The 19,201-nt window shown below is 71.8% G+C and carries 19 protein-coding genes; 5 read left to right on the forward strand and 14 right to left on the reverse strand.

Annotated elements, in window-relative coordinates; genetic code table 11:
- Nucleotides 1-149 precede the first annotated feature (149 nt).
- Nucleotides 150-536, forward strand: coding sequence for a VOC family protein (locus AB0B50_RS17475; RefSeq protein WP_362331933.1), 387 nt, complete (start codon nt 150-152; stop codon nt 534-536).
- Here the strand turns inward: AB0B50_RS17475 and AB0B50_RS17480 are convergent.
- From AB0B50_RS17480 to AB0B50_RS17490, 3 genes are read right to left on the reverse strand one after another with little or no spacing between them, the layout of a single operon-like run.
- On the reverse strand, nt 518-1,324 hold the full coding sequence (locus tag AB0B50_RS17480; RefSeq protein ID WP_362331936.1) for an alpha/beta fold hydrolase: 807 nt from the start codon (nt 1,322-1,324) through the stop codon (nt 518-520). The two genes, AB0B50_RS17475 and AB0B50_RS17480, sit on opposite strands and share 19 nt — an antisense overlap.
- Before the next feature lie 6 nt (nt 1,325-1,330).
- Nucleotides 1,331-1,780: an ASCH domain-containing protein gene (locus AB0B50_RS17485; RefSeq protein ID WP_362331939.1), complete on the reverse strand. Its 450-nt coding sequence runs from the start codon at nt 1,778-1,780 to the stop codon at nt 1,331-1,333.
- A gap of 38 nt (nt 1,781-1,818) precedes the next feature.
- Nucleotides 1,819-2,199, reverse strand: a complete 381-nt coding sequence (locus AB0B50_RS17490; RefSeq protein WP_362331942.1) for a helix-turn-helix domain-containing protein — start codon at nt 2,197-2,199, stop codon at nt 1,819-1,821.
- A gap of 24 nt (nt 2,200-2,223) precedes the next feature.
- Between AB0B50_RS17490 and AB0B50_RS17495 the strand changes: the two genes are divergently transcribed.
- Complete coding sequence (locus AB0B50_RS17495) at nt 2,224-2,619, forward strand: nuclear transport factor 2 family protein (protein ID WP_362331945.1); 396 nt, start codon at nt 2,224-2,226, stop codon at nt 2,617-2,619.
- Here the strand turns inward: AB0B50_RS17495 and AB0B50_RS17500 are convergent.
- The 5 genes from AB0B50_RS17500 to AB0B50_RS17520 form a co-directional block, all read right to left on the reverse strand.
- Nucleotides 2,611-3,045 carry a hypothetical protein gene (locus tag AB0B50_RS17500; RefSeq protein WP_362331948.1) on the reverse strand — a complete coding sequence of 145 codons (435 nt, stop codon included), beginning with the start codon at nt 3,043-3,045 and terminating at the stop codon, nt 2,611-2,613. The two genes, AB0B50_RS17495 and AB0B50_RS17500, sit on opposite strands and share 9 nt — an antisense overlap.
- A gap of 202 nt (nt 3,046-3,247) precedes the next feature.
- Entirely contained in the window at nt 3,248-6,586 is a 3,339-nt protein-coding gene (locus AB0B50_RS17505) for a S8 family serine peptidase (RefSeq protein ID WP_362331951.1), read from the reverse strand.
- Between the two features lie 267 nt (nt 6,587-6,853).
- Nucleotides 6,854-7,564 carry an ATP-binding cassette domain-containing protein gene (locus tag AB0B50_RS17510; RefSeq protein ID WP_362331954.1) on the reverse strand — a complete coding sequence of 237 codons (711 nt, stop codon included), beginning with the start codon at nt 7,562-7,564 and terminating at the stop codon, nt 6,854-6,856.
- A 131-nt stretch (nt 7,565-7,695) separates the two neighbouring features.
- Complete coding sequence (locus tag AB0B50_RS17515; protein WP_362331957.1) at nt 7,696-8,952, reverse strand: Ig-like domain-containing protein; 1,257 nt, start codon at nt 8,950-8,952, stop codon at nt 7,696-7,698.
- Between the two features lie 277 nt (nt 8,953-9,229).
- Nucleotides 9,230-9,568: a hypothetical protein gene (locus AB0B50_RS17520; RefSeq protein ID WP_362331960.1), complete on the reverse strand. Its 339-nt coding sequence runs from the start codon at nt 9,566-9,568 to the stop codon at nt 9,230-9,232.
- Between the two features lie 110 nt (nt 9,569-9,678).
- Here AB0B50_RS17520 and AB0B50_RS17525 point away from each other — a divergent pair, with 110 nt between their 5' ends.
- On the forward strand, nt 9,679-9,978 hold the full coding sequence (locus tag AB0B50_RS17525; protein ID WP_362331963.1) for an LPXTG cell wall anchor domain-containing protein: 300 nt from the start codon (nt 9,679-9,681) through the stop codon (nt 9,976-9,978).
- Here AB0B50_RS17525 and AB0B50_RS17530 read toward each other — a convergent pair.
- Complete coding sequence (locus AB0B50_RS17530; RefSeq protein ID WP_362331966.1) at nt 9,972-11,330, reverse strand: MFS transporter; 1,359 nt, start codon at nt 11,328-11,330, stop codon at nt 9,972-9,974. The genes AB0B50_RS17525 and AB0B50_RS17530 overlap by 7 nt on opposite strands.
- Before the next feature lie 165 nt (nt 11,331-11,495).
- Between AB0B50_RS17530 and AB0B50_RS17535 the strand changes: the two genes are divergently transcribed.
- Together AB0B50_RS17535 and AB0B50_RS17540 are read left to right on the forward strand one after the other, a co-directional pair.
- Entirely contained in the window at nt 11,496-12,257 is a 762-nt protein-coding gene (locus tag AB0B50_RS17535) for a TetR/AcrR family transcriptional regulator C-terminal domain-containing protein (RefSeq protein ID WP_362331969.1), read from the forward strand.
- Nucleotides 12,254-12,901, forward strand: a complete 648-nt coding sequence (locus AB0B50_RS17540) for an AAA family ATPase (protein WP_362331972.1) — start codon at nt 12,254-12,256, stop codon at nt 12,899-12,901. The genes AB0B50_RS17535 and AB0B50_RS17540 overlap by 4 nt, the downstream gene beginning before the upstream one ends.
- Before the next feature lie 34 nt (nt 12,902-12,935).
- Here AB0B50_RS17540 and hutH read toward each other — a convergent pair whose 3' ends face one another.
- The 5 genes from hutH to AB0B50_RS17565 form a co-directional block, all read right to left on the reverse strand.
- Nucleotides 12,936-14,483, reverse strand: a complete 1,548-nt coding sequence (gene hutH / locus AB0B50_RS17545) for a histidine ammonia-lyase (protein WP_362332778.1) — start codon at nt 14,481-14,483, stop codon at nt 12,936-12,938.
- 87 nt (nt 14,484-14,570) lie between these two features.
- Nucleotides 14,571-15,554 (reverse strand): hypothetical protein, encoded by a 984-nt coding sequence (locus AB0B50_RS17550; RefSeq protein WP_362331975.1) that lies wholly within the window; start codon nt 15,552-15,554, stop codon nt 14,571-14,573.
- Between the two features lie 117 nt (nt 15,555-15,671).
- Entirely contained in the window at nt 15,672-16,841 is a 1,170-nt protein-coding gene (locus AB0B50_RS17555; protein ID WP_362331978.1) for a GGDEF domain-containing protein, read from the reverse strand.
- Between the two features lie 139 nt (nt 16,842-16,980).
- Entirely contained in the window at nt 16,981-17,778 is a 798-nt protein-coding gene (locus AB0B50_RS17560) for an enoyl-CoA hydratase-related protein (RefSeq protein ID WP_362331981.1), read from the reverse strand.
- Between the two features lie 88 nt (nt 17,779-17,866).
- On the reverse strand, nt 17,867-18,958 hold the full coding sequence (locus tag AB0B50_RS17565; protein ID WP_362332781.1) for an adenylate/guanylate cyclase domain-containing protein: 1,092 nt from the start codon (nt 18,956-18,958) through the stop codon (nt 17,867-17,869).
- Nucleotides 18,959-19,201: the final 243 nt, after the last annotated feature.

A 19,201-nucleotide genomic window follows, 5' to 3' on the forward strand; every position in this document is an offset into this window, starting at 1 on the left:
TGGCCTGAACCCATCTCGGTCACGGGGCCTAGTCCGCAATGCTCAGCGGGCCGGGCCCCGTGACCGATACAGGGATCGTGCGTCCGAACCTAACGTTGTCCATGTCAGCGCAGGACAACAGGAGTTCGGACAGACCAGGAGGTCGCTCGATGTCCATCGAACTGAACCACACGATCGTCGTCGCCGAGGACAAGAAGGCGTCCGCGCAATTCCTCGCGGACATCCTGGGGCTCGAAGTCGGCCCGCAGTACGGCCCGTTCTTCCCGGTGGAGATCCCCAACGGCGTGACCCTCGACTACTACGAGGGCGACGGCGTCCCGTTCGCGCCGCAGCACTACGCCTTCCTGGTCTCCGACGACGAGTTCGACGCGATCTTCGGACGCATCAAGGAGCGGAGCCTGACCTACTGGGCCGACCCGCACCACACGCGGGTCAACGAGATCAACACGAACGACGGCGGCCGGGGCCTCTACTGGGAGGACCCGAACGGCCACAACCTGGAGATCATCACCCGGCCCTACGGCTCCGCGGGCTGATCCAGGAACGCGAGCACCGGCTCGGTGGCGACGTCCGCGAACTCCTCGAAGTACGCGTGCCGGGCGCCGGGGACCAGCAGGGTCCTGGCGTCCGGGATGCGGGCGGCGAGCAGCGGGGCGTTGGCGGTCGGGTTGAACGCGTCGTCCGTGCCGTGGACGACGAGTGTCGGCGCCTTGATCCGCACCAGCGCGTCCCAGGCGTCGTGCCGGGCGCTGGCCCGCAGATGGCGACGGCGGGCGTACGCGGGCATGGTGGCGTCGCCCAGCGTGTGGAACTCCCGCCCCGGGCGGGCGAGTTCCTGATCGGCCAGCCAGACCGGGGTGTACATGAGCTCCAGCAGAGCGCGGCGCACCGCGTCCGGATCGGTCCGGGTCAGGGCCGCCCGGACCTCGGGACCGCGCTCGACGCCGTGCTTCCCGCCGGGCGAGGTGCAGCCCAGGACGAGGCGGTCGACGCGCTCGGGATGGTCGGCGGCCATCCACTGCGCGATACGACCGCCCATGGACGTCCCGTACACATGGGCGCGGTCGATGCCCGCGTGGTCGAGGACGGCGAGCACGTCACGGGCGAAGTTCGGCGTGCTGTACGTGTCGGTGTCGGGCCGGTCGCTCTCCCCCGTCCCCCGGTGGTCGAGGTCGACGACGGTGAAGCAGGCCGCGAACTCGGCGCGCACCGGGTCCCACCAGTGGTGGTTGTTGGCCTGCCCGGCGAGCAGCACCAACGGGGCGCCCGAGCCGTGCAGTTGATAGTGGATCGCGGCGCCGTCGGCCGCCTTCGCGAAGGGCACGCCGGGTCACTTCTCCCGCGAGCGCAGGTCGGTCACGACCCTGAAGCGTTCGAGGACGCACAGCGTGGTGTCGTCGACGGTGAAGTCCGGGTCGTCGAGCGCTTCGCGCATCTCGGCGCTGTGCCAGAACTCCTCGTGCCCCGCCCGCCATTGGGCGACGGTCTCGTCCCCCTCGCCCTCGTCCACGGCGTGGGCGAGGTCCACGTCGGCGAGCGGTACGACGCGGACGTCCGTCACCTCGATGACGGCCACGGGCCGGTCGTCGGAGTCGACGACGACGGAGCGCTCCCCCGCGACGGGCAGCGGGTCGCCGTCGTGCTCGTAGTCGACGACCAGACCCGTCGTCGAGGTCTTGGAGCCGTCGAGGACGGCCGCCACGAGCTGGTCGCGCAGCGGGCCGGGGAAGGCGAACTCGGCCTTGGGAAGTGAACCTTTGGGAAGTGAATCTTCCGTCATGCGGTCACAGTAGTTCAGCCCTGGCGGGCACCGCCGGTTCAGCCCTGGCGGGGCGCCGTCGAGCCCCAGTCCCACATCGCTTGCAGGACGGGCCCCAGCCCCCGGCCGTGCGGGGTGAGCCCGTAGGTGACCGTGGAGGGCCAGCCAGGGGTGCGGGTGCGGTGGACCGCGCCCGCGGCGATGAGCTGGGCGAGGCGCTCGGTCAGGACCTTGTCCGACAACTGCGGGAGCGCCGCGGCCAGTTCACCGTACGTATGGGTCTCGCGGCGCAGCAGTTCGCGGACGACGAGTGTGGTCCAGCGGCCGCGCAGCGCGGCGAGTGTGATCTCCACGGGGCAGTCGGGGCTCGGCGCCGCGATCTCGGCCAGGGCGTCGTCGGGCAGCCCCGGGCGTACGCCGCTTACCGTTCGGTGAGTCACGACAGGGCCTCCTACGGTGCGTCCATGACCACCACGAAGAATACGGACACACCCGCTCTGCCCACCCGCCCCGAGGACGTCCCCGCCGCCTTCGCCGCGCGGTTCAACAGCGGCAACGCACAAGCCGTGCGCGAGCTCTACGAGGAGCGGGCCGCCTTCGTGCCCGAGTCGGGGGACGCCGTGCACGGCGACGCGGAGATCGCCGCCGCGAACGCCCCTTTCCTCGCCCTCGGCCTCCCGATCTCCGTGCGCCCCCGGCACGTACACATCGCGGGGGACGTCGCACTGCTCGTCGTCGACTGGGAGATCGGCACGGGCGAGGCCCGCGCCACGGCCACGGACGTGGTACGGCGCGGCGCCGACGGGTTCTGGCGATACGTGATCGACAGCCCCTTCGGCGCCGCGCCGCGGTCATCGTGAGCGAGTCGGCGAGAGCTGCTCGGCCACCTTCAGTTCGACCTCGCAGTCCAGCGTCTGGGTGTAGGACCTGCCGCCCTGCCGGTAGGCGAAGCGGCATTGCCGGGCGGTGTCCTTCGGTGGCGCGGTGATCCGCACCTCGGCCAGGTAGAAGATGTCGCTCTCCGTCCCGGCCGCGACCTTCACCGGCTTCGTCGCGTGGTTCTTCAGCTTCCCGAAGTCGGGCATGTGCGGCCCGTTCTTCTTGGCGAGGAGCGGAAGCCCTTCGGTGTCCTCCAGGTCGTAGGCGCCGTATCCCAGCGTCTTGAGCCCGGCCGGGACGTGCTCGACGGAGACTTCCGTGATCTCGATGGGCTCCGTGGAGGTGTTGCGCGGCACCGGAAGCGCGAAGTACCAGACCTCCCCGACCCGGGCGTGCTCGCTGCCCACGACGCCGCTCGACTGGGCACCGTCGGTCGCAAGAGCGGTTCCCGGTCCCGGGTGATCCGCCCGGATGCTCGACGAGCAGAAGGCCAGCGCAAGTGCGGCGAGAAGCAGCGGCACCCCAGCCGGGCCGATCCGAATACCTCGGACCGGCCCGGGCGGCCGGGGGTGCGACCCGAGCACCTCCTCAGCCACGAGTGCTACGCATTCACTTGCCGTAGTACGCGTTGTAGATCGACAGCGTCGACTTGTTGCCCTTCTTGTCCGCGATCTTGGCGTGGAAGGAGATGCCCTTGCCCTTCGCCGGGTTCTTCACGGAGATCTTTCCGCCGGTGACCGTGGCCTTCTTCCAGGTCTGGCCGTAGTCGTAGGAGACGTACACGGAAAGGGACTTGAGGTTGGCGCCCGCCGCCGAGCCCTGGACCGTGACCGGCACGGACTGCTTCTCGTCGGCCTTCGCCTTGCTGCTCAGGTCGACCTTCGGGCTGAACCGCACCGTGGAGACCGGCAGCTTGGCGCTGTCCACCTTCTTGGAGCGGAAGGAGAAGCTCGCGTCGATGCGCGTGGAGGCCGCGGCCACCTTGACGCTGCGCTTCACGGACGTCGACAGCTTGTACGCGGCGTCGCCCGAGGGCACCTTGAACGGCGGAGCCCCACCGGCCAGCGGGTCCTCGTTCTCGCCGATCCTGGTGCCGTTGCGGTACAGCGTCGTCTTCACCGACGAGTACAGCGAGGAACCCACGTGCGTCTTGCCGTCGGCGAACAGCGGCAGGTAGCCCGTGATCTCGTTGCCCTCGCGGAAGACACCGAAGTCGCCGCCGACGCGCGGCCCGAACACCGCCGTGTTGAACGTCTTCTCGTACGTCTGGCCCGCCTTGAAGGTCTGCGCGGCGCCGAGCGTGTAGCCGGCGTCGACGATGGGCCAGCCCTCCGGGTCGCGCCCGGCCTGCTGCTCGAAGTCCAGGCCCCACTTCACCTTGTCGACCGTGGACAGGTGCAGCGTCCGGGTGGTCGGCAGCGGCTGCGGGATGCCGATCGAGGAGCCGCTCGAGGAGCCGGGGACGTGGCCCATGGCGTTGAGCGCACCCGTCTTGCCCGACGCCGACGCGCCGAGGCCCACCTTCACCGTGGCGAGCTCGCTCGCCTTGAAGTGCCGGGTGTAGCCGGACGCGACCTGCTTGACCTTGCCGCCGGTGACGACGTTGTACTCGGTGCTGTCACCCTTGGTCCAGTGCCCGTCCCACTGCTGGAACAGCGAGCCGTCGGTGACCTGCGGACCCAGGTGCCTGGAGCGGAAGTTCGCGTACGAGTCGAGGAACCAGCCGAAGCTGTAACCCGCGTTCGGGGTGTCGACGGAGAAGTCCGGGGCGGCGAACTCCATCTTGGCCCCGGCCTCGGGCACCGTGATGTCGACGGGCTTCGTCGTCCGCGCGTCCAGCGTGACCGTCGCGTCCTTGGTGACGTTCAGCTTCGGCTGCGCGATCCAGTCGGCGCCCTTGGTGAAGTCGGCCGGGTCGACGAAGATCCCCGAGTTCAGGACGTAACCGCCCTTGGGGACACGGACCTTGACGGTCCCGGACTCGTCGTACGGGTTGTACGACTTGCCGGTGGCGAGCCCGGTCAGGCCCTCCAGGTCACCGTCGTAGGTCTTGGCGGGGTTGCCGTCACGACCGATGAACTTCAGCGTCAGGTCGTAGGACTCGACCTCGTTCTCGATCGCGGCCGCGGTGCGCACGGACTGGCCGCCGCCGTTCGCGACGACGTACGCGGAGTACGTGCCGTCCAGGGCCGCGCCCCGCTTGGAGTCGGCGGTCAGGTCGACCGAGGCGGTGCCGCCCGCGGGGACGGTCACCTTCTTCGCACCGAGCGCGAAGAAGCCGGCCGGGGCCGGACGGCCCTTCGGGTCGGTCGCGGTCACCGTCAGGTCGAGGGTGACGTCGTCCTTGCCGAGGTTCTTGTACGTCACCTTCTTGGTGACGGGCTTGTCGTCGGTGTGCGGCCACTGCTGCGCGGGGAAGCCCACCGACACCGGGTCGGCGATCACGGACTGCTTGATGGCCTTGTCGACGGCGATACGGCCCGAACCCTGCTGGAACGGCGTGTACGCGCCGCCCTTCGTGGACGCGGTCAGGGCGCCCTTCAGCTCGGTGTACTTCCAGTCGGGGTGCTGCTGCTTGAGCAGCGCCGCGGCGCCCGCGACGTGCGGGGTCGCCATCGACGTACCGGAGATCGTCAGATAGCCCTCGGGGTTCTGGCCGACCTCCTTCTCGATGATGCTGCCCGGCGCGGCGGCGGCCGTGATGTCCACGCCCGGACCGGTGACGTCGGGCTTGATCGCGCCGTCGCCGACCCGCGGGCCCTGGCTGGAGAAGTCCGCCAGCTTGTCGTTGTCGTCGACCGCGCCGACGGTCAGGGCGGCGTCCGCGCTGCCCGGCGAGTCCACCGAGCCGGGCTCGCCCGCGTTGCCCGCGGCGATCGCGAAGAGGATGCCCTTCTCCGCGGAGAGCTTGTTGACCTGGGCTTCGAGCGGGTCGACACCGGGGGTGTCGCCGCCGCCGAGGCTGAGGTTGACGACGTCGACGCCCTCGGCCGCCGCCCAGTCCATGGCGGCGATGATGCCGGAGTCCTCGCCGTAGCCGTCGTCGCCCAGGACCTTGCCGTTCAGGAGCTTGGCCCCCGGCGCGACGCCCTTGAACTTCCCGCCGGACTTGGCGCCGGTGCCCGCCGCGATGGAGGCGACATGGGTGCCGTGGCCGTAGCGGTCCTTGGCGTCGGCCGATTCCGTGAAGTTCTTCTCGGCGATCACCTGGTCCTTGAGGTCCGGGTGGGTCGCGTCGACACCCGTGTCCAGGACGGCGATCTTGGTGCCCTTGCCGTCGTACCCGGCGGCCCAGGCCTTGTCGGCGCCGATCTGCTTGACGCTCTTGTCCAGGCGCACCTTGCGTACGCCGTCCAGCCAGACGTGGCTCACGCCGGACGCCGCACGGGCGGTGCCCTTGCCGCTGGTGAGCGCGGCCCACAGGTCGGGCGCGTCCTGCTTGGGCGTGGTGATGGCGTCGGCGTTCAGGGCCTTGAGGGTCCTGCGGACGGTCGTGTCACCGGCGGCGCGGACGTCGGCCTTGGCGGCCGCGGCGGCCCCCTTGTAGCCGACGATGACCTTCAGGCCCTTCTTCTGGGCCGCGCGGTTGCGCTTCTTGTTCAACTCCGTGACGTCGAAGAGCCGTTGGTCGATCCGGCCCTCGGATATCAGGCGCTGCGCGTCGGCGGGTATCAGCAGCGTGTGCCCGCCGCTGCGGCGCACCTGGACGGGTATGTGCTCCCGGCCCTTGGCGCGCTCCAGGCCGATCACGCGGCCCCTGGCGTCGAGGACGGCACGGTCTCCGGTGATGAGCGTGACCCGGCTCGCGCCCGCGGTCTTCGCCGCGGCGCCCTCCGCCCCGATCGTGTGCCCCGCGGACTGCGGCTGCGCGGCCGCCGGGCTGGTCATGCCCGCCGCGAGGGCCACGGCGACCGCCGCGGCCACGGTGGCGCCGCACGCTCTCTTCACTTGTCTGTGCAAGTCTCCCCCTGGAGGTTAAGGGGCTGCCGCCCCTCGGAAAGCGAAGTATGCCGAGAGGCGAACATCTGCTCAATAGCGAGACAGAAGTGCAGAGTTGGTGCACGGGGAAATTCATGACTCCGTTACGACGGTTGGCCCATATCAGGCCAATCGACTGCAGGGCCGACCGACTATTCCTTCCGGCCCTTCGGGTCCTCCCGGCCCTTCGGGTCCTCCCGGTCCTCCCGGTCCTCCCGGTCCTCCCGGTCCTCCCGGCTATACGACGCCCGAATGCACGGTGACCGTGACGCGGCCGCCCCGGATCGTCGCGAGGCGCGGGGCCCGGCGCGCGACGGCGCAGTCGTGGGTGACCAGGACGCAGGTCAGGCCGTGCGCCCTCCAGAGCGCTTCGAGCAGCTCCGAGATCTCACCGCGCGCGGCCGCGTCGAGACCGCCCGCGGGTTCGCCCGCGGAGTCGCCCGCGGGTTCGTCGGCGAGCAGCACCTTGGGCCGCTTGACCAGAGCGCGGGCGATGGCGACGCGCCGCCGCTGGCCCGCGGAGAGCTCGGCGGGCAGCCTTCCCCGGCGCTTTCCCAGGCCCACCGATTCCAGCGCGGCGGCGGCGCGTTCGGCGCGGGCCTCCGGGCCGAGGCCCAGCGGCACGAGCGCCGTCTCGACGTTCTGCTGGGCGCTGAGCGCGGGCAGGAGGTCGCAGGCGCGGGAGACGAAGCCGATCGACTCGGCGCGGACGCCGGTGAGCCGGGCCTGGGGCAGCGCGGCCAGATCCGTGCCGTCGAGCACGACGCTGCCGCGGGTGGGCCGGTCCAGGCCGCCGAGCATCCGCAGCAGCGTGGACTTGCCGCCGCCGGAGGGCCCGTGGACGACGAGCCGTTCGCCCTCGCCGATGACCAGATCGACCCCGGCGAGCGCGTCGATCGTCTCCGCGCCGCGGAAGTACCGCTTGGTGACGCCGCTGAGCTGGTACATGGGCGAGACGGTAGGCGTACGCCGTGATGAGGGACTGAGGCGGCCGTGAGAGGAACATGAAAGGCGACATGAAAGGCCCGCACCCCCCGAGAGGGGTGCGGGCCGATGTCGTACGCGACGAGGGGGCGGGATCAGACGGCGGAGCCGGCCTTCCACTGCGCCCAGTCCATGTTCCAGCCGTTGAGGCCGTTGTCCGGGGCGATGGTCTTGTCGCCGGTGTTGCGGACGTCGACGACGTCACCGGTGATCGTGTTCTCGTAGAACCAGGAGCCCGGGGTGCTCTTGTCGCCCGCGCCCTTGGCGTCCTGCAGGCCGATGCAGCCGTGGCTGGTGTTGGCGCTGCCGAAGATCGACGGCGAGCCCCAGTAGTTGCCGTGGATGAACGTGCCGGAGCTGGAGAGGCGCATGGCGTGCGGCACGTCCTTGATGTCGTACTCGCCCTTGCCGTCGCCGTCGGTGAAGCCGACGGTCGCGCCGTCCATGCGGGTCTCCTTGAACATCTCGGAGACGACCATCTTGCCGTTGTACGTCTTGTTCTCGGGCGAGCCCGCGGAGATCGGGATGGTCTTCACGACCTTGCCGTCCCGGGTCACCTTCATCGTCTTGGTCTTGGCGTCGACGATGGAGACCTGGTTGCGGCCGATGGTGAACCGGACGGTCTTGTCCTGGACGCCGTACACCCCGTCGGAGCCCTCGACGCCGTCCAGGGCGAGCTTCAGCGTGACGGTGGAGTTGCCCTTCCAGTAGTCCTCGGGGCGGAAGTCCAGGCGGTTGTTGCCGAACCAGTGCCCGACGACCTCCTGGCCACTGCTCGACGACACCTTGATCGCGGACTGGACGTCCTTCTTGTTGGTGATCGCCTTGTCGAAGTTGATCGAGACGGGCATGCCGACGCCGACCTTGGAGCCGTCCTCGGGCGTGAAGTTCCCGATGAAGCTGTTGGCCTGGGAGACCGTCGTGAACGTCGAGTTCTCGTGCGCCTTGCGGCCCTCGGAGTCCTTGGCGGTGGCCGAGATCTCGTACTTCGTGGCGCGCTCCAGCTGGGCGCTGGGCTTCCACGACTTCTTGTCCGCGGATATCTTCCCGGCGACGGCCTTGCCGGCGTCGGTCTTCATCGTCACGTCGGTGAGCGTGCCCTTGCTGACCGTCACCTTGGCCGCGCTGTTGATGCTCGCGTTGTCGGAGCCGTTCTTCGGCGCGATCTCGATCTGGGCGGCGGAGGTCTTCTTGGCGGCCGCCTCGTCGACCTGGTTCTGCGACTCCTTGCCGCCCGAAGCCTTGTCGCCGTCGTCGCTGCTGCACGCCGAGAGCACGAGCACGCCGCCCACGAGGGCGGACACGGCCGCGAGGCCCTTGCGCCCACGCCTGCGACGCATACTGTCCGTCATCACACGCATCTCCATAGTTGCCGAATCCCCAAATCAACCCCGAGCGTCCCTGCAACCCCGCATAACGTCCTGCCCGGTTCGTCCCGTTCCATTGCCGCGGGAAATGTGGGGAACACCACGTCCGCGGTGCTGGATCCGAGCCCGGTCACCACTGCGCTGTACGGGACAGCGGAGGGGTCGGCCGTCCACTGTGCCCGATGAGACGACAGAACCCCGGACGGCGGTTGCTGTCCGGGGTCCCCGATTCCGGATATTTCAATCCGGACCGTGCTTCCGACTACCTCGGCTCGTCGCCGTCCTCTTCGTCATCATCCTCGTCCGGGTCCCAGTCCGGCGAATCGGGGTCGTAGTCGATCTTCTCGCTGCTCCAGGAGGCCTGGGTCAGCTCGGTGCCGGGCACCTGGCTGACCAGGTCGAAGGGGTCCACGAGATAGGCGAGCGCCTCGGCCTCGTCCTCCCTGACCGCGGCCTCGGCGTGCGCGCGCTCCTCGCCGGGCATCTGTTCGTCCTCGGCGATGCGGGTCAGCGCGGCGCCGGTCAGCTTCTCCGCGTCGCCGACCTCGACCACCATTTCGACCCGCAGCCGCACAAACCGTGATGTCTCGTCTCCGCTCATACGTCGGAGCGTACGGCCCCTGACCCCCGCGACTTTCCCGCGACCCGCGCCTTTCATTACCATCGCGCCACACGGCCAATTCGCCAGCACCACAAGGGGGATCCGATTCCGTGTCCGCACGCCGATCGTTGCTGACCGCCACTGCCGCAGGAGCCCTCCTCGGCGCCCTGTGGTTCGTCCCCTCAGCCAACGCGACGTCCTCTTCCTCCCACGAGACCAACCCCGGCGAGCGCACCGAACAGACCTCGACCTCTTCTTCCGCGACCCCCTCCGACCAGCCCCGCCTGGCCGAGACGGGCGCCTTCGACTCGACCCCGTACGTCATCGGCGGCACGGCCTTCCTGGGCCTCGGCGCGGGCTTCGTGGCCTACTCGGTACGCAGGGAGAGGACGGGCGGGGCGGTTCACTGAGAGCGGGGGGCGACCTCCGCCCCTGCCTCCGCCTCCGATTCCGGTTCCGGTTCCGGTTCTGCTTCCGGTCCCGTTTCCGTTTGCGTTTGCGCTCCCAGCCGGGCCTCCCGCAGCGCCGGGAACGCCCACGCCACCAGCAGCGTCGCGGTCACGCAGACCACGCCGCCCGTCACCACGGCCGCCCGTGCGCCGTTCAGCTCCGCGAGGAAGCCGACCGCCGCGTTGCCGAGGGCCGGGGAGACCGTGGCCTGGACCATCCAGAGGCCGCTCACCCTGCCCCGCAGCGCGTCCGGCGTGCCGTGCTGGAGCAGGGCCGAGCGGAGCGTCTCCGAGACGAGGTCGCCGAGGCCCGCGAGCGCGAGCAGGACCAGGGCCGCGGGCAGGTACGAGGTGAGGCCGAAGCCCGCCAGCGAGAGGCCCCACAGCAGCACCGCCCCGATCAGCGCGTGGCCGCCGGCGCGCGCCGTCCAGCCGCTGGTCGCGGCTCCGACGAGCGCGCCGAGCGCGGGCGCGGCGTAGAGCAGCCCGACCACCCCGGGACCGCCCCCGAACTGCTCGTCCGCGAGGACCGGATACAGGGCCTGCGGCATCGTGAAGACCATCGCCGCCGCGTCGACGAGCAGCAGCCCGACGACGAGCCGGTGCCCCCGCACGAACCGCACCCCGTCCGCGACCGCGGCGAAGGCCTGCCGAACTCCCTTGCCGGAAGCGGCGGAAGGGCCTGAAGCGCCGGAAGCGGACGTCGCCGGCGGCAGCGGGCGTACGAAGAGCAGCGCGACGGAGAAGACGAGGAAGCCCGCCGCGTCGACCGCGAAGCACGCCGCGAGGCCCGGCCCCGCGATGAGCACGCCGCCGAGCGCGGGCCCGAGGAGCGCGGCAAGCTGCGTGGACGCCGCCGTCAACGCGCCCGCCGCCGCGAGGCGTTCGGTGCCGACGAGGGCCGGTATGGACGCCATCATCGCGGGACCGCCGAGCCCCGCGAAGAGCCCGGTGAGGCCGGTGGCCGTGTAGATGACCCACAACTGCGGCTCGGGCAGCAGGGCGTTGACCGCGAGCCCCAGCGCGACGAGCGTCAGCGGCAGCCGGGTCACCAGCATCAGAAGGCGCCGGTCGCGCCGGTCGGCCAGGACGCCGCCGATCAGCACGCCCACGACCAGCGGCAGCGCCCGCGCCAGGCTGACCAGACCGATCTGCAGGGGCGAGCCCGTGAGGTCGTAGACCTGGACGGCCACCGCGACGCTCGTCATCAGGGTGCCGAGCAGCGCGCCGAGGAATCCGGCGTACAGCAGCCGGAAGTCGCGGCTCTCGCGGAGCGGGGTGAGGTCCATGGCGAGGCCGGACACGCGGGACATGGGCGGCTCCAAGAAGGGTCGGGGCAGCCCCAAGAGGGATTAGGGCAGCCTTACTTGGATCACTCTGCCCACCCTCCGCCTTAAAGTCAACAGGTGTGAAGTTCTAGCGCCGGACCGCCCGCTCCCTCCGCCGCCCGGCCGCCTCCCGCCCCGTACGCTGATCCGGTGACCAGCAAGCCCCCGGCCCCCGACACCCCGGCGGCCCCCACCAGGTCCCGCGCCCGCCCCACCCACCGCAAGGGCCGTGCCACCCTCACCCGTGAGTCCGTGGGCGAGGCCGCTCTCGACCACCTCGGGCGGCACGGGCCCGCCGAGCTGACCATGCGGTCCCTCGCGGCCGACCTCGGCGTCTCGCCGCGCGCGCTCTACAACTACGTGGAGGACAGACGGGACTTGCTCACCGTCGCCGCCGAGATTTTCGAGGCGCGGTGGCAGCCGCCGGCGCTCGATCCGTCACCGGAACGCTGGCGGGACTCCCTGCGCGCGTACTGCCGCGACCTGCGCGCGCACTACCGCCGCCACCCCGGCATGACCACCCTGGCCCTGAACGAGAACATCACCACGGCCCGCCATCCCGCGATGCTCAGGAACGTGGACGCCGTCATCGGCTTCTTCACCGAGCTCGAAGGGACCGGCCTGCCGCTGCGCGACGCCTACCTCGCCTGCATGGACTCGCTCCGCCAGGTCGTCGGCTTCGTGGAGTTCCAGGACCGCCTGCACGACCGCCCGCCGCCGCACCTCGACCCCGTCGACCTGCGCCGCACGCCCCCGCCCTGGCTGCGGGACGACGGGCAGAGCCCCGAAGACCTCCCGCATCTCCACCGGGCCGCGCGGGAGCTGCGCCCCGAACCCCCGGACGCCCTCTTCGAGTTCACCCTGGACCTCCTGGTGGAGGGCATCGCCGCACGGGTGGAGGCCGCACGGTGAAGGAACAACCCCGGGACGGCATCGTGCTGATCGGCGGCGCGTCCGGCATCGGCAAGAGCCGGGCCGCCGCGCAACTGGCCGAGGAGTCGAAGGCGTTCGTGGTCGAGTTCGACGACGTCGTCGAGGCGGTGCATGCGATCACCACGGCCGCGCACCACCCGGACCTCCACCTCTTCGACGGCGTCCCGGACTCGGACCTGTCCGCCGAGCGCGTCCTCGACCTCCAGATCGCCACCGCCCGCGCCCTGGAGCCCGCGGTCCTCGGCGTCGTACGCAACCGCCTGACCGTCGACGTGCCCGCCGTGATCGAGGGCGACTACCTCACCCCTGCCGCCGCCGCGCGGGCCGTGGCCGAGGGCGCGGCGGCAGGACGCGACGTGCGGGCCGTCTTCCTGCACGAGGACGACCCGGAACAGATCACCGCCAACTACACCTCGCGGGAGCCGGACAGCGGCGTCCAGGCGGAACGCGCCGAGGTCAGCGCCGCGTACGGACGCTGGCTCGGCCGCGAGGCCGCCCTGCACGCCCTGCCCGTGGTCGCGTCCCGCCCCTGGAGCACCCTCGTCCCCCGCATCCGGCAGGCCCTCGGCGGGGAGTACGACGAAGGGCAGTACGACGAAGGGGGCGCCGCCACTCCATGGTGACCGCGCCCCCGTACCCGCCCGGAGGCGGCGAACGCTAGGCCAGCGCCCCCGTCACCGGCTCGACCGCGGCCACGAGCGCACCCGTGCGCACGAACTCGTCCGCCGCCGCCAGGTCCGGGGCGAGGAAGCGGTCCGGGCCCGGACCCTCGACGCCCGCCTTGCGGACCGCCGCGATGACGGCCTGCGTCGCGGGCGCCGGGGTCAGGCCCTCGCGCAGCTCGACGGCGCGCGTGGCCGCGTACAGCTCGATCGCCACGATGCGGGTCAGATTGTCGACGGCCGTACGGAGCTTGCGGGCGGCCGACCAGCCCATGGAGACGTGGTCCTCCTGCATGGCCGAGGACGGGATCGAGTCGGCGGACGCCGGGACGGCGAGCCGCTTCATCTCGCTGACCAGGGCGGCCTGCGTGTACTGCGCGATCATCAGGCCCGAGTCGACGCCCGCGTCGTCCGCGAGGAACGGCGGCAGGCCGTGCGAGCGGTTCTTGTCGAGGAGGCGGTCCGTGCGGCGCTCGGCGATCGAGCCGAGGTCGGCGGCGGCGACGGCGAGGAAGTCCAGGACGTACGCGACCGGGGCGCCGTGGAAGTTGCCGTTCGACTCGACACGGCCGTCGGGCAGGACGACGGGGTTGTCGACGGCGGCGGCCAGCTCGCGCTCGGCGACCAGGCGGGCGTGCGCCATCGTGTCCCGGCCCGCGCCCGCGACCTGCGGGGCGCAGCGCACCGAGTACGCGTCCTGGACGCGCGGCGCGTCGTCCTGGTGGTGGCCCGTGAGGCCAGAACCGGCAAGCACGGCAAGCATGTTGGCGGCGGCAGCGGCCTGGCCCGGGTGCGGGCGGATGGCGTGCAGCTCGGGCGCGAGGACCTTGTCCGTGCCGAGCAGGGCCTCCAGCGTCAGGGCCGCCGTGACGTCCGCCGACTTGTAGAGGGTCTCCAGGTCGGCGAGGGCCATCACCAGCATGCCGAGCATGCCGTCGGTGCCGTTGAGAAGGGCGAGGCCCTCCTTCTCGCGCAGCTCGACCGGCGTGATGCCGTGCGCGGCGAGCAGCTCGCCCGCGGGCCTCACCTGGCCGTCGGGGCCCTCGGCGTCGCCCTCGCCCATGAGCGTCAGCGCGCAGTGGCTGAGCGGGGCGAGGTCGCCGGAGCAGCCGAGCGAGCCGTACTCGTGGACGACCGGCGTGATGCCCGCGTTCAGGACGTCGGCCATGGTCTGCGCGACCTCGGGGCGCACGCCCGTGTGGCCCGAGCAGACCGTCTTCAGACGCAGGAACATCAGCGCGCGGACCACCTCGCGCTCCACCCGCGGGCCCATGCCGGCCGCGTGCGAGCGGACGATGTTGCGCTGCAGCTGGGCGCGGAGGTCGGGGCCGATATGGCGGCTGGCGAGGGCGCCGAAGCCGGTCGAGACGCCGTAGACGGGGTCGGGCTTGGCCGCGAGCGCGTCGACGATCTCGCGCGAGGCGGCGAGCGCGTCCAGCGCTTCGGCGGTCAGTTCGATCCGCGCGTTCCCGCGCGCGACGGCGATGACGTCGTCGGCGGTCGTCCCGGACGTCCCAAGGGCCACGGTGCCCACGCTGTGCATATCCATATTCAGCAGCGTACGGATTGAATCGCCAGGTGTCACGGGTGGGTTCGGACCGGACCACTTACATCGCTCGCCGCACGCCGGTCAGCCGCGCCCCAGCGCCCCCCTGAAGGTGATCCCGTGGCGGCCGCGCAGCCTGCGGATCTCCCACACGGACAGCGCGGTCACCGAGACCGGTGCCCCGAGCGTGAACGCGTAGAGCACGGCGGGAGGCGCGGCCACCACGGCGTCGTCGAAGAACTGCAGGACCGCGAGGCCCCACAGCAGCACGGGCGAGAGGACCGGCGGCAGGAGCTCGTGGATCGCCCCGGCGCGGAAGCAGCTGTTCACCGCGTACACGAGGAGGGCGATCGTGTAGACGAGGCCCGCCAGGAGGCCGAGGAGGGCCGCGACCCAGGCCGCGAAGGAGAGGAGGTAGTAGAACAGGACGACCAGGAACGAGCCCTGGTTGTCGGTGAGTCCGAGGCCCTCGCGCAGCACGTACCAGCAGAGCCAGACCACGCCCGCGCCCGCCGCGAGCGCGGCCAGCGTGCCGAGCGGCTGGACGGCGCGGCGCAGATAGATCCCGCGCAGCGAGGCGTCGGCGAGGCCGATGAAGACGACGGTGGCGACGAGGATCGCGACGACCGCGAAGCCCGCGGCGACCACCAGGTCCTCGACCTTCCCGAGGACGAACTCCTCCCGCCCCTGGCGCAGCGGATAGGCGAAGACGAGCCACACGGTCGCGCCGAGCCCGAGGAGCGTGCGCCCTGTCTGCAGGGCGGTGATGGTGCGGTCCTCGACGGCGCCGGGACGGTCGGGGGTACCGAAGCGGCGGGCGAGGTTGAGGGGGCGGTCGGCGGCGCCGCGGACGGTGCGGGTGGAGGGGGTTGTGGGGGGTGCGGGGTGCGGCGGGGGTGCGGGTGTCGGCACGGGGATGGGTGTCGGTGCGGGGGTGGGGTACGCGGGAGAGTTCCCGTCGTACGTTCCGTACGGTCCGCCGCCGTGCGTCCCGTACTGCCCCTGCCCGCCGCCGTACGCCTGACCGCCCTGCGCCGGACCTCCGTACCCGTACTGCTGATCGCTCAACGCCCGCTCCCCCGCGCGGGCTTGTGCGGCCCCGCATACCGCGCGGCCCGCCTTCCGGGCGCGGCACACCCTAACTGATCATGCCCATGCCCATGCCCATGCCCATGCCGCTTCCGCTCACCGGTGGTCGGCGCCCTCGCCCAGGCGCCCGCGGAACTTCCGCCGCTCCCCCGCCGGGGGCGCCCCCTCGGGTGCGTCGGCGAGGCGGACCACCGGGTCGTCCGCGCCCTCGCGCCCCGCGACCACCGGCTTGGCGGCGCGGGCGGCCTTCGCGCGGTACTGCGCCGCGTCGGCGAGGCGGAAGAGGCGGCGGGCGGAGCGCACGGGACCGATCGGATCCCCGGTCGACGCGACGCCGCACGCGACCCCGTCGCCGAGCTCCAACTCCGCAGCGCGTACGCAGAGTTCGTCGGCGACCCGCACCACCTCGTCGGCGGTGGGCCCCACGGACAGCAGACAGAACTCGTCGCCGCCGAGCCGCGCCGCGAGCGTGCCGGGCAGCATCGCGCCGCAGAGCGAGAGCACCGAGCCGAACCGTTCCAGGAGGCGGTCGCCGACCGCGTGGCCGTGGGTGTCGTTGACCCGCTTGAGCCCGTTCACGTCGCAGACGACCAGGCTCACCACGGCCCCTTCGGCGCGGTGTCGCTCCACCGCCTCGTCCAGGCGCAGGTCGACCGCCCTGCGGTTGGCGAGCCCGGTCAGCGCGTCCGTGAAGGCGAGGCGGCGCGCCTCCTCAAGGCGCTCGGTCTGCGCGATCCCCGCGGCGACCACCGCCGCGAGGACCGTCGCGAAGTCGGCGTCGGCCCGGTCGAAGACCGGATCGCCCGGCGGCCGCGCCACATACAGCTCGCCCCACGCGCGCCCGTGCAGCACGATCGGCGCGACCACGCAGCAGCCGCGCCCCCTGCGGCGCAGGGCGGCCACCCGCTGGTGGCAGTAGCCGGCCGCGCGGGCGCCCTCGGGCCCCTCGGCGGTCTCGACCCACGCGTGCGGTTCGCCGCCCCCGGCCCAGCGTTCGTGCAGGAACTCGGTGATCTCCGGGAACTGGTTGACGGGGTAGGCCTCGTCGTCGGGGAACTCGACCTCGTGCTGGACGCGTTGGCCCACGTTCACCAGGACCCGCAGTCGGCCCAGGTCCCGCTCCCACACGGACAGCGCCGAGAAACTCCCGTTCAGCGCGCGACAGGCGCCGAGAGCGGCCGCCCGCCAGGACTCACGCGGAGTGTGCGCGGCGGCCATTCCCTGCGCAAGCTCCACCACGGCCCGCAGCCGAACATCCTCACCCATCCACCCAGGCTAGGAGGTTTAGGGCATTTTGGAACTTTGGGGCGCACGACGGAGGGGCGGGGGAGTCCAATCACTCCCCGGGCCACCCGGGATTCACTCTCCGCACCACCCGGGATTCACTCCCCGCACCACCCGGGATTCACTCCCCGGGCCACTGCGGCTTCCGCTTCTCGTTGAACGCCGCGACACCCTCCGCGCGGTCCCCCGAGAACGCCACCGTCCGCCACGCCGCGTCCTCGACCTCCAGGCCGGCCCGCAGGTCGAGGCCGTGCCCGAGACGCAGGGCACGCTTGGCGGCACGCAGGCCCACGGGCGAGTTGGCGGCCATGCGGGCGCCGAGCGCGAGCGCCTCCGTACGGGCCTCGCCCTCACCCACCAGCAGATCGACCAGGCCCAACTCCCGCGCCTCCGCGGCCTCCACGCGGCGCGCCGAGAAGATCAGCTCGGCGGCGCGGGCGGCCCCCACGCGGCGCGGAAGCAGCTGTGTGCCGCCGCCGCCCGGGATGACGCCGACGGACACCTCGGGGAGCCCGACGACCGCGGTCGGGTCGGCGACGATCACGTCGCAGGAGAGGGCGAGCTCGAAGCCGCCGCCGAGCGCGAAGCCGTGCACGGCGGCGACGGTCGGCATGGGCAGTTCGAGTACGCCGGTGTAGGCGCCGCGCGACGTCGGGCGCTGGCGGAGCAACTCGGCGTCGCTGAAGGAGTTCCGCTCCTTGAGGTCGGCGCCGACGCAGAAGGCCCGCTCGTGGGTGGACGTCACGACGACGACCCGGGCGTCGCGGTCGTCGGTCAGTGCGGCGCAGGCGGCGGCGATGGAGCGGGCCATCTCCGAGGAGACGGCGTTCATGGCCTTGGGCCGGTCGAGGACGAGCTCGACGACGTGGCCGTGCCGCCTGACCGCCACGTACTCCCCGTACCGCTGCTCGTCACCCATGACGCCTCCTCCACCTCCGGTTAACGACCGTTACCGCAGGATCATGTCAGCCGGGCCCCGCCCCGGGAAGGGGCTCCTCGGCCCGCCCTCAGCCCCTGCGGGCCAGGAGCCACGGCTCGACGACGCCGAGGCCGCGCACGGGGCGCTGCCACATCGGCTGGAGCGCGAAGCGGTACGAGGGGGGCTCCTCGCCCTCCTTCTCCGCCGCGGCGGCCGCCTCCGCGGCCTCCGCCTCGGAGGCCGGTGCCTCGCCCGTGCGCGTCAGCTCCTCCGCGAAGGCCCCGTCGACGAGGACGGCGTCCCGGGGAGCTATCGACGTGAGCCTCGAAGCGAGGTTCACGGTCGTACCGAACACATCGCCCATGCGCGTGGTCACGGTCCCGAAGGCGATGCCGACGCGCAGCTCCGGCATGGTCTCGTCGTTGGCCATCGTCTCGATGAGCCGCAGCGCGATCTCCGCGGCGACGCCCGCGTCGTCGGCGGCGTACAGGACCTCGTCGCCCAGCGTCTTGATGAGCCGCCCGCCGTGCGCGGCCACGAGGTCCGCGGCCGTGGTCTCGAAGGCCTCGACGAGCTCGCCGAGCTCTTCCTCTTCCATCCTCCGGGTCAGCCGCGTGAACCCGACGAGATCGGCGAACCCCACGGCCAGCCGCCGGTCGACCATCTCCTCGTCGTCCGCGGCCTGCACGACGCGCCCCGTGGCCGCGGCCAGCTGGCGGCGCCACACGTAGACGAGGAACTCCTCAAGCTCGGGAAGGAGCAGCTCGACGAGCGGATACGTGACTTCGGTACGGGTCATGCCCGGCTCGGGAGGCTCCGTGAGCCCCTCCAGGAAGGAGTCGATCTGCCACTCGGCGAGCCGGGCGGTGGTCTGCCCCGTCGACCGCGCCACCTGCACGGCCATGGCCTCGCTCAGCAGCCCCGCCTCGACGAGGCCCGCGAGCCGCCGCAGCGCGAGCACGTCGGCCTCGGTCAGGGCCTTGGCCTGCCCGATGTCAGGAAACCCCATGGCCCGCCAGAACCGCGAGGCCAGCTCCATGGAGACGCCCGCGCTGCGCGCCGCCTGGAACGGGGTGTATCTGCGGTCCGCGCCGAGGATGAGCTGCTCCAGGCGGAGGGCGAGCGGATCCTTCTCCGGGTCGTCGTCCGGCTTCTCGTCCACTTCGGGAACTTCGGGCACTTCCCCGACAGACCCAGCGGTACGGCCGGGTCCGCCGTCGGGGGCGGGGTGTGCACCCGTGCCGGAGCCCGTGTCGTCGACGGTCACGCCTGCTGCCCTTCCGATCTGCCGCGGTCAGGTATCGACCGGCGTCAACTTTACGGCAGGTGTGCCGCAGCTCACTCCCGACTCCCGCGACCCGCCGCTTGACGGCTGGGGGTCCGGGGGTCGCCCCCCCGGGAAAACACAGCACGGCAGGCGTGC

Source organism: Streptomyces sp. NPDC041068, assembly GCF_040647455.1.
Taxonomy (GTDB): Bacteria; Actinomycetota; Actinomycetes; order Streptomycetales; family Streptomycetaceae; genus Streptomyces.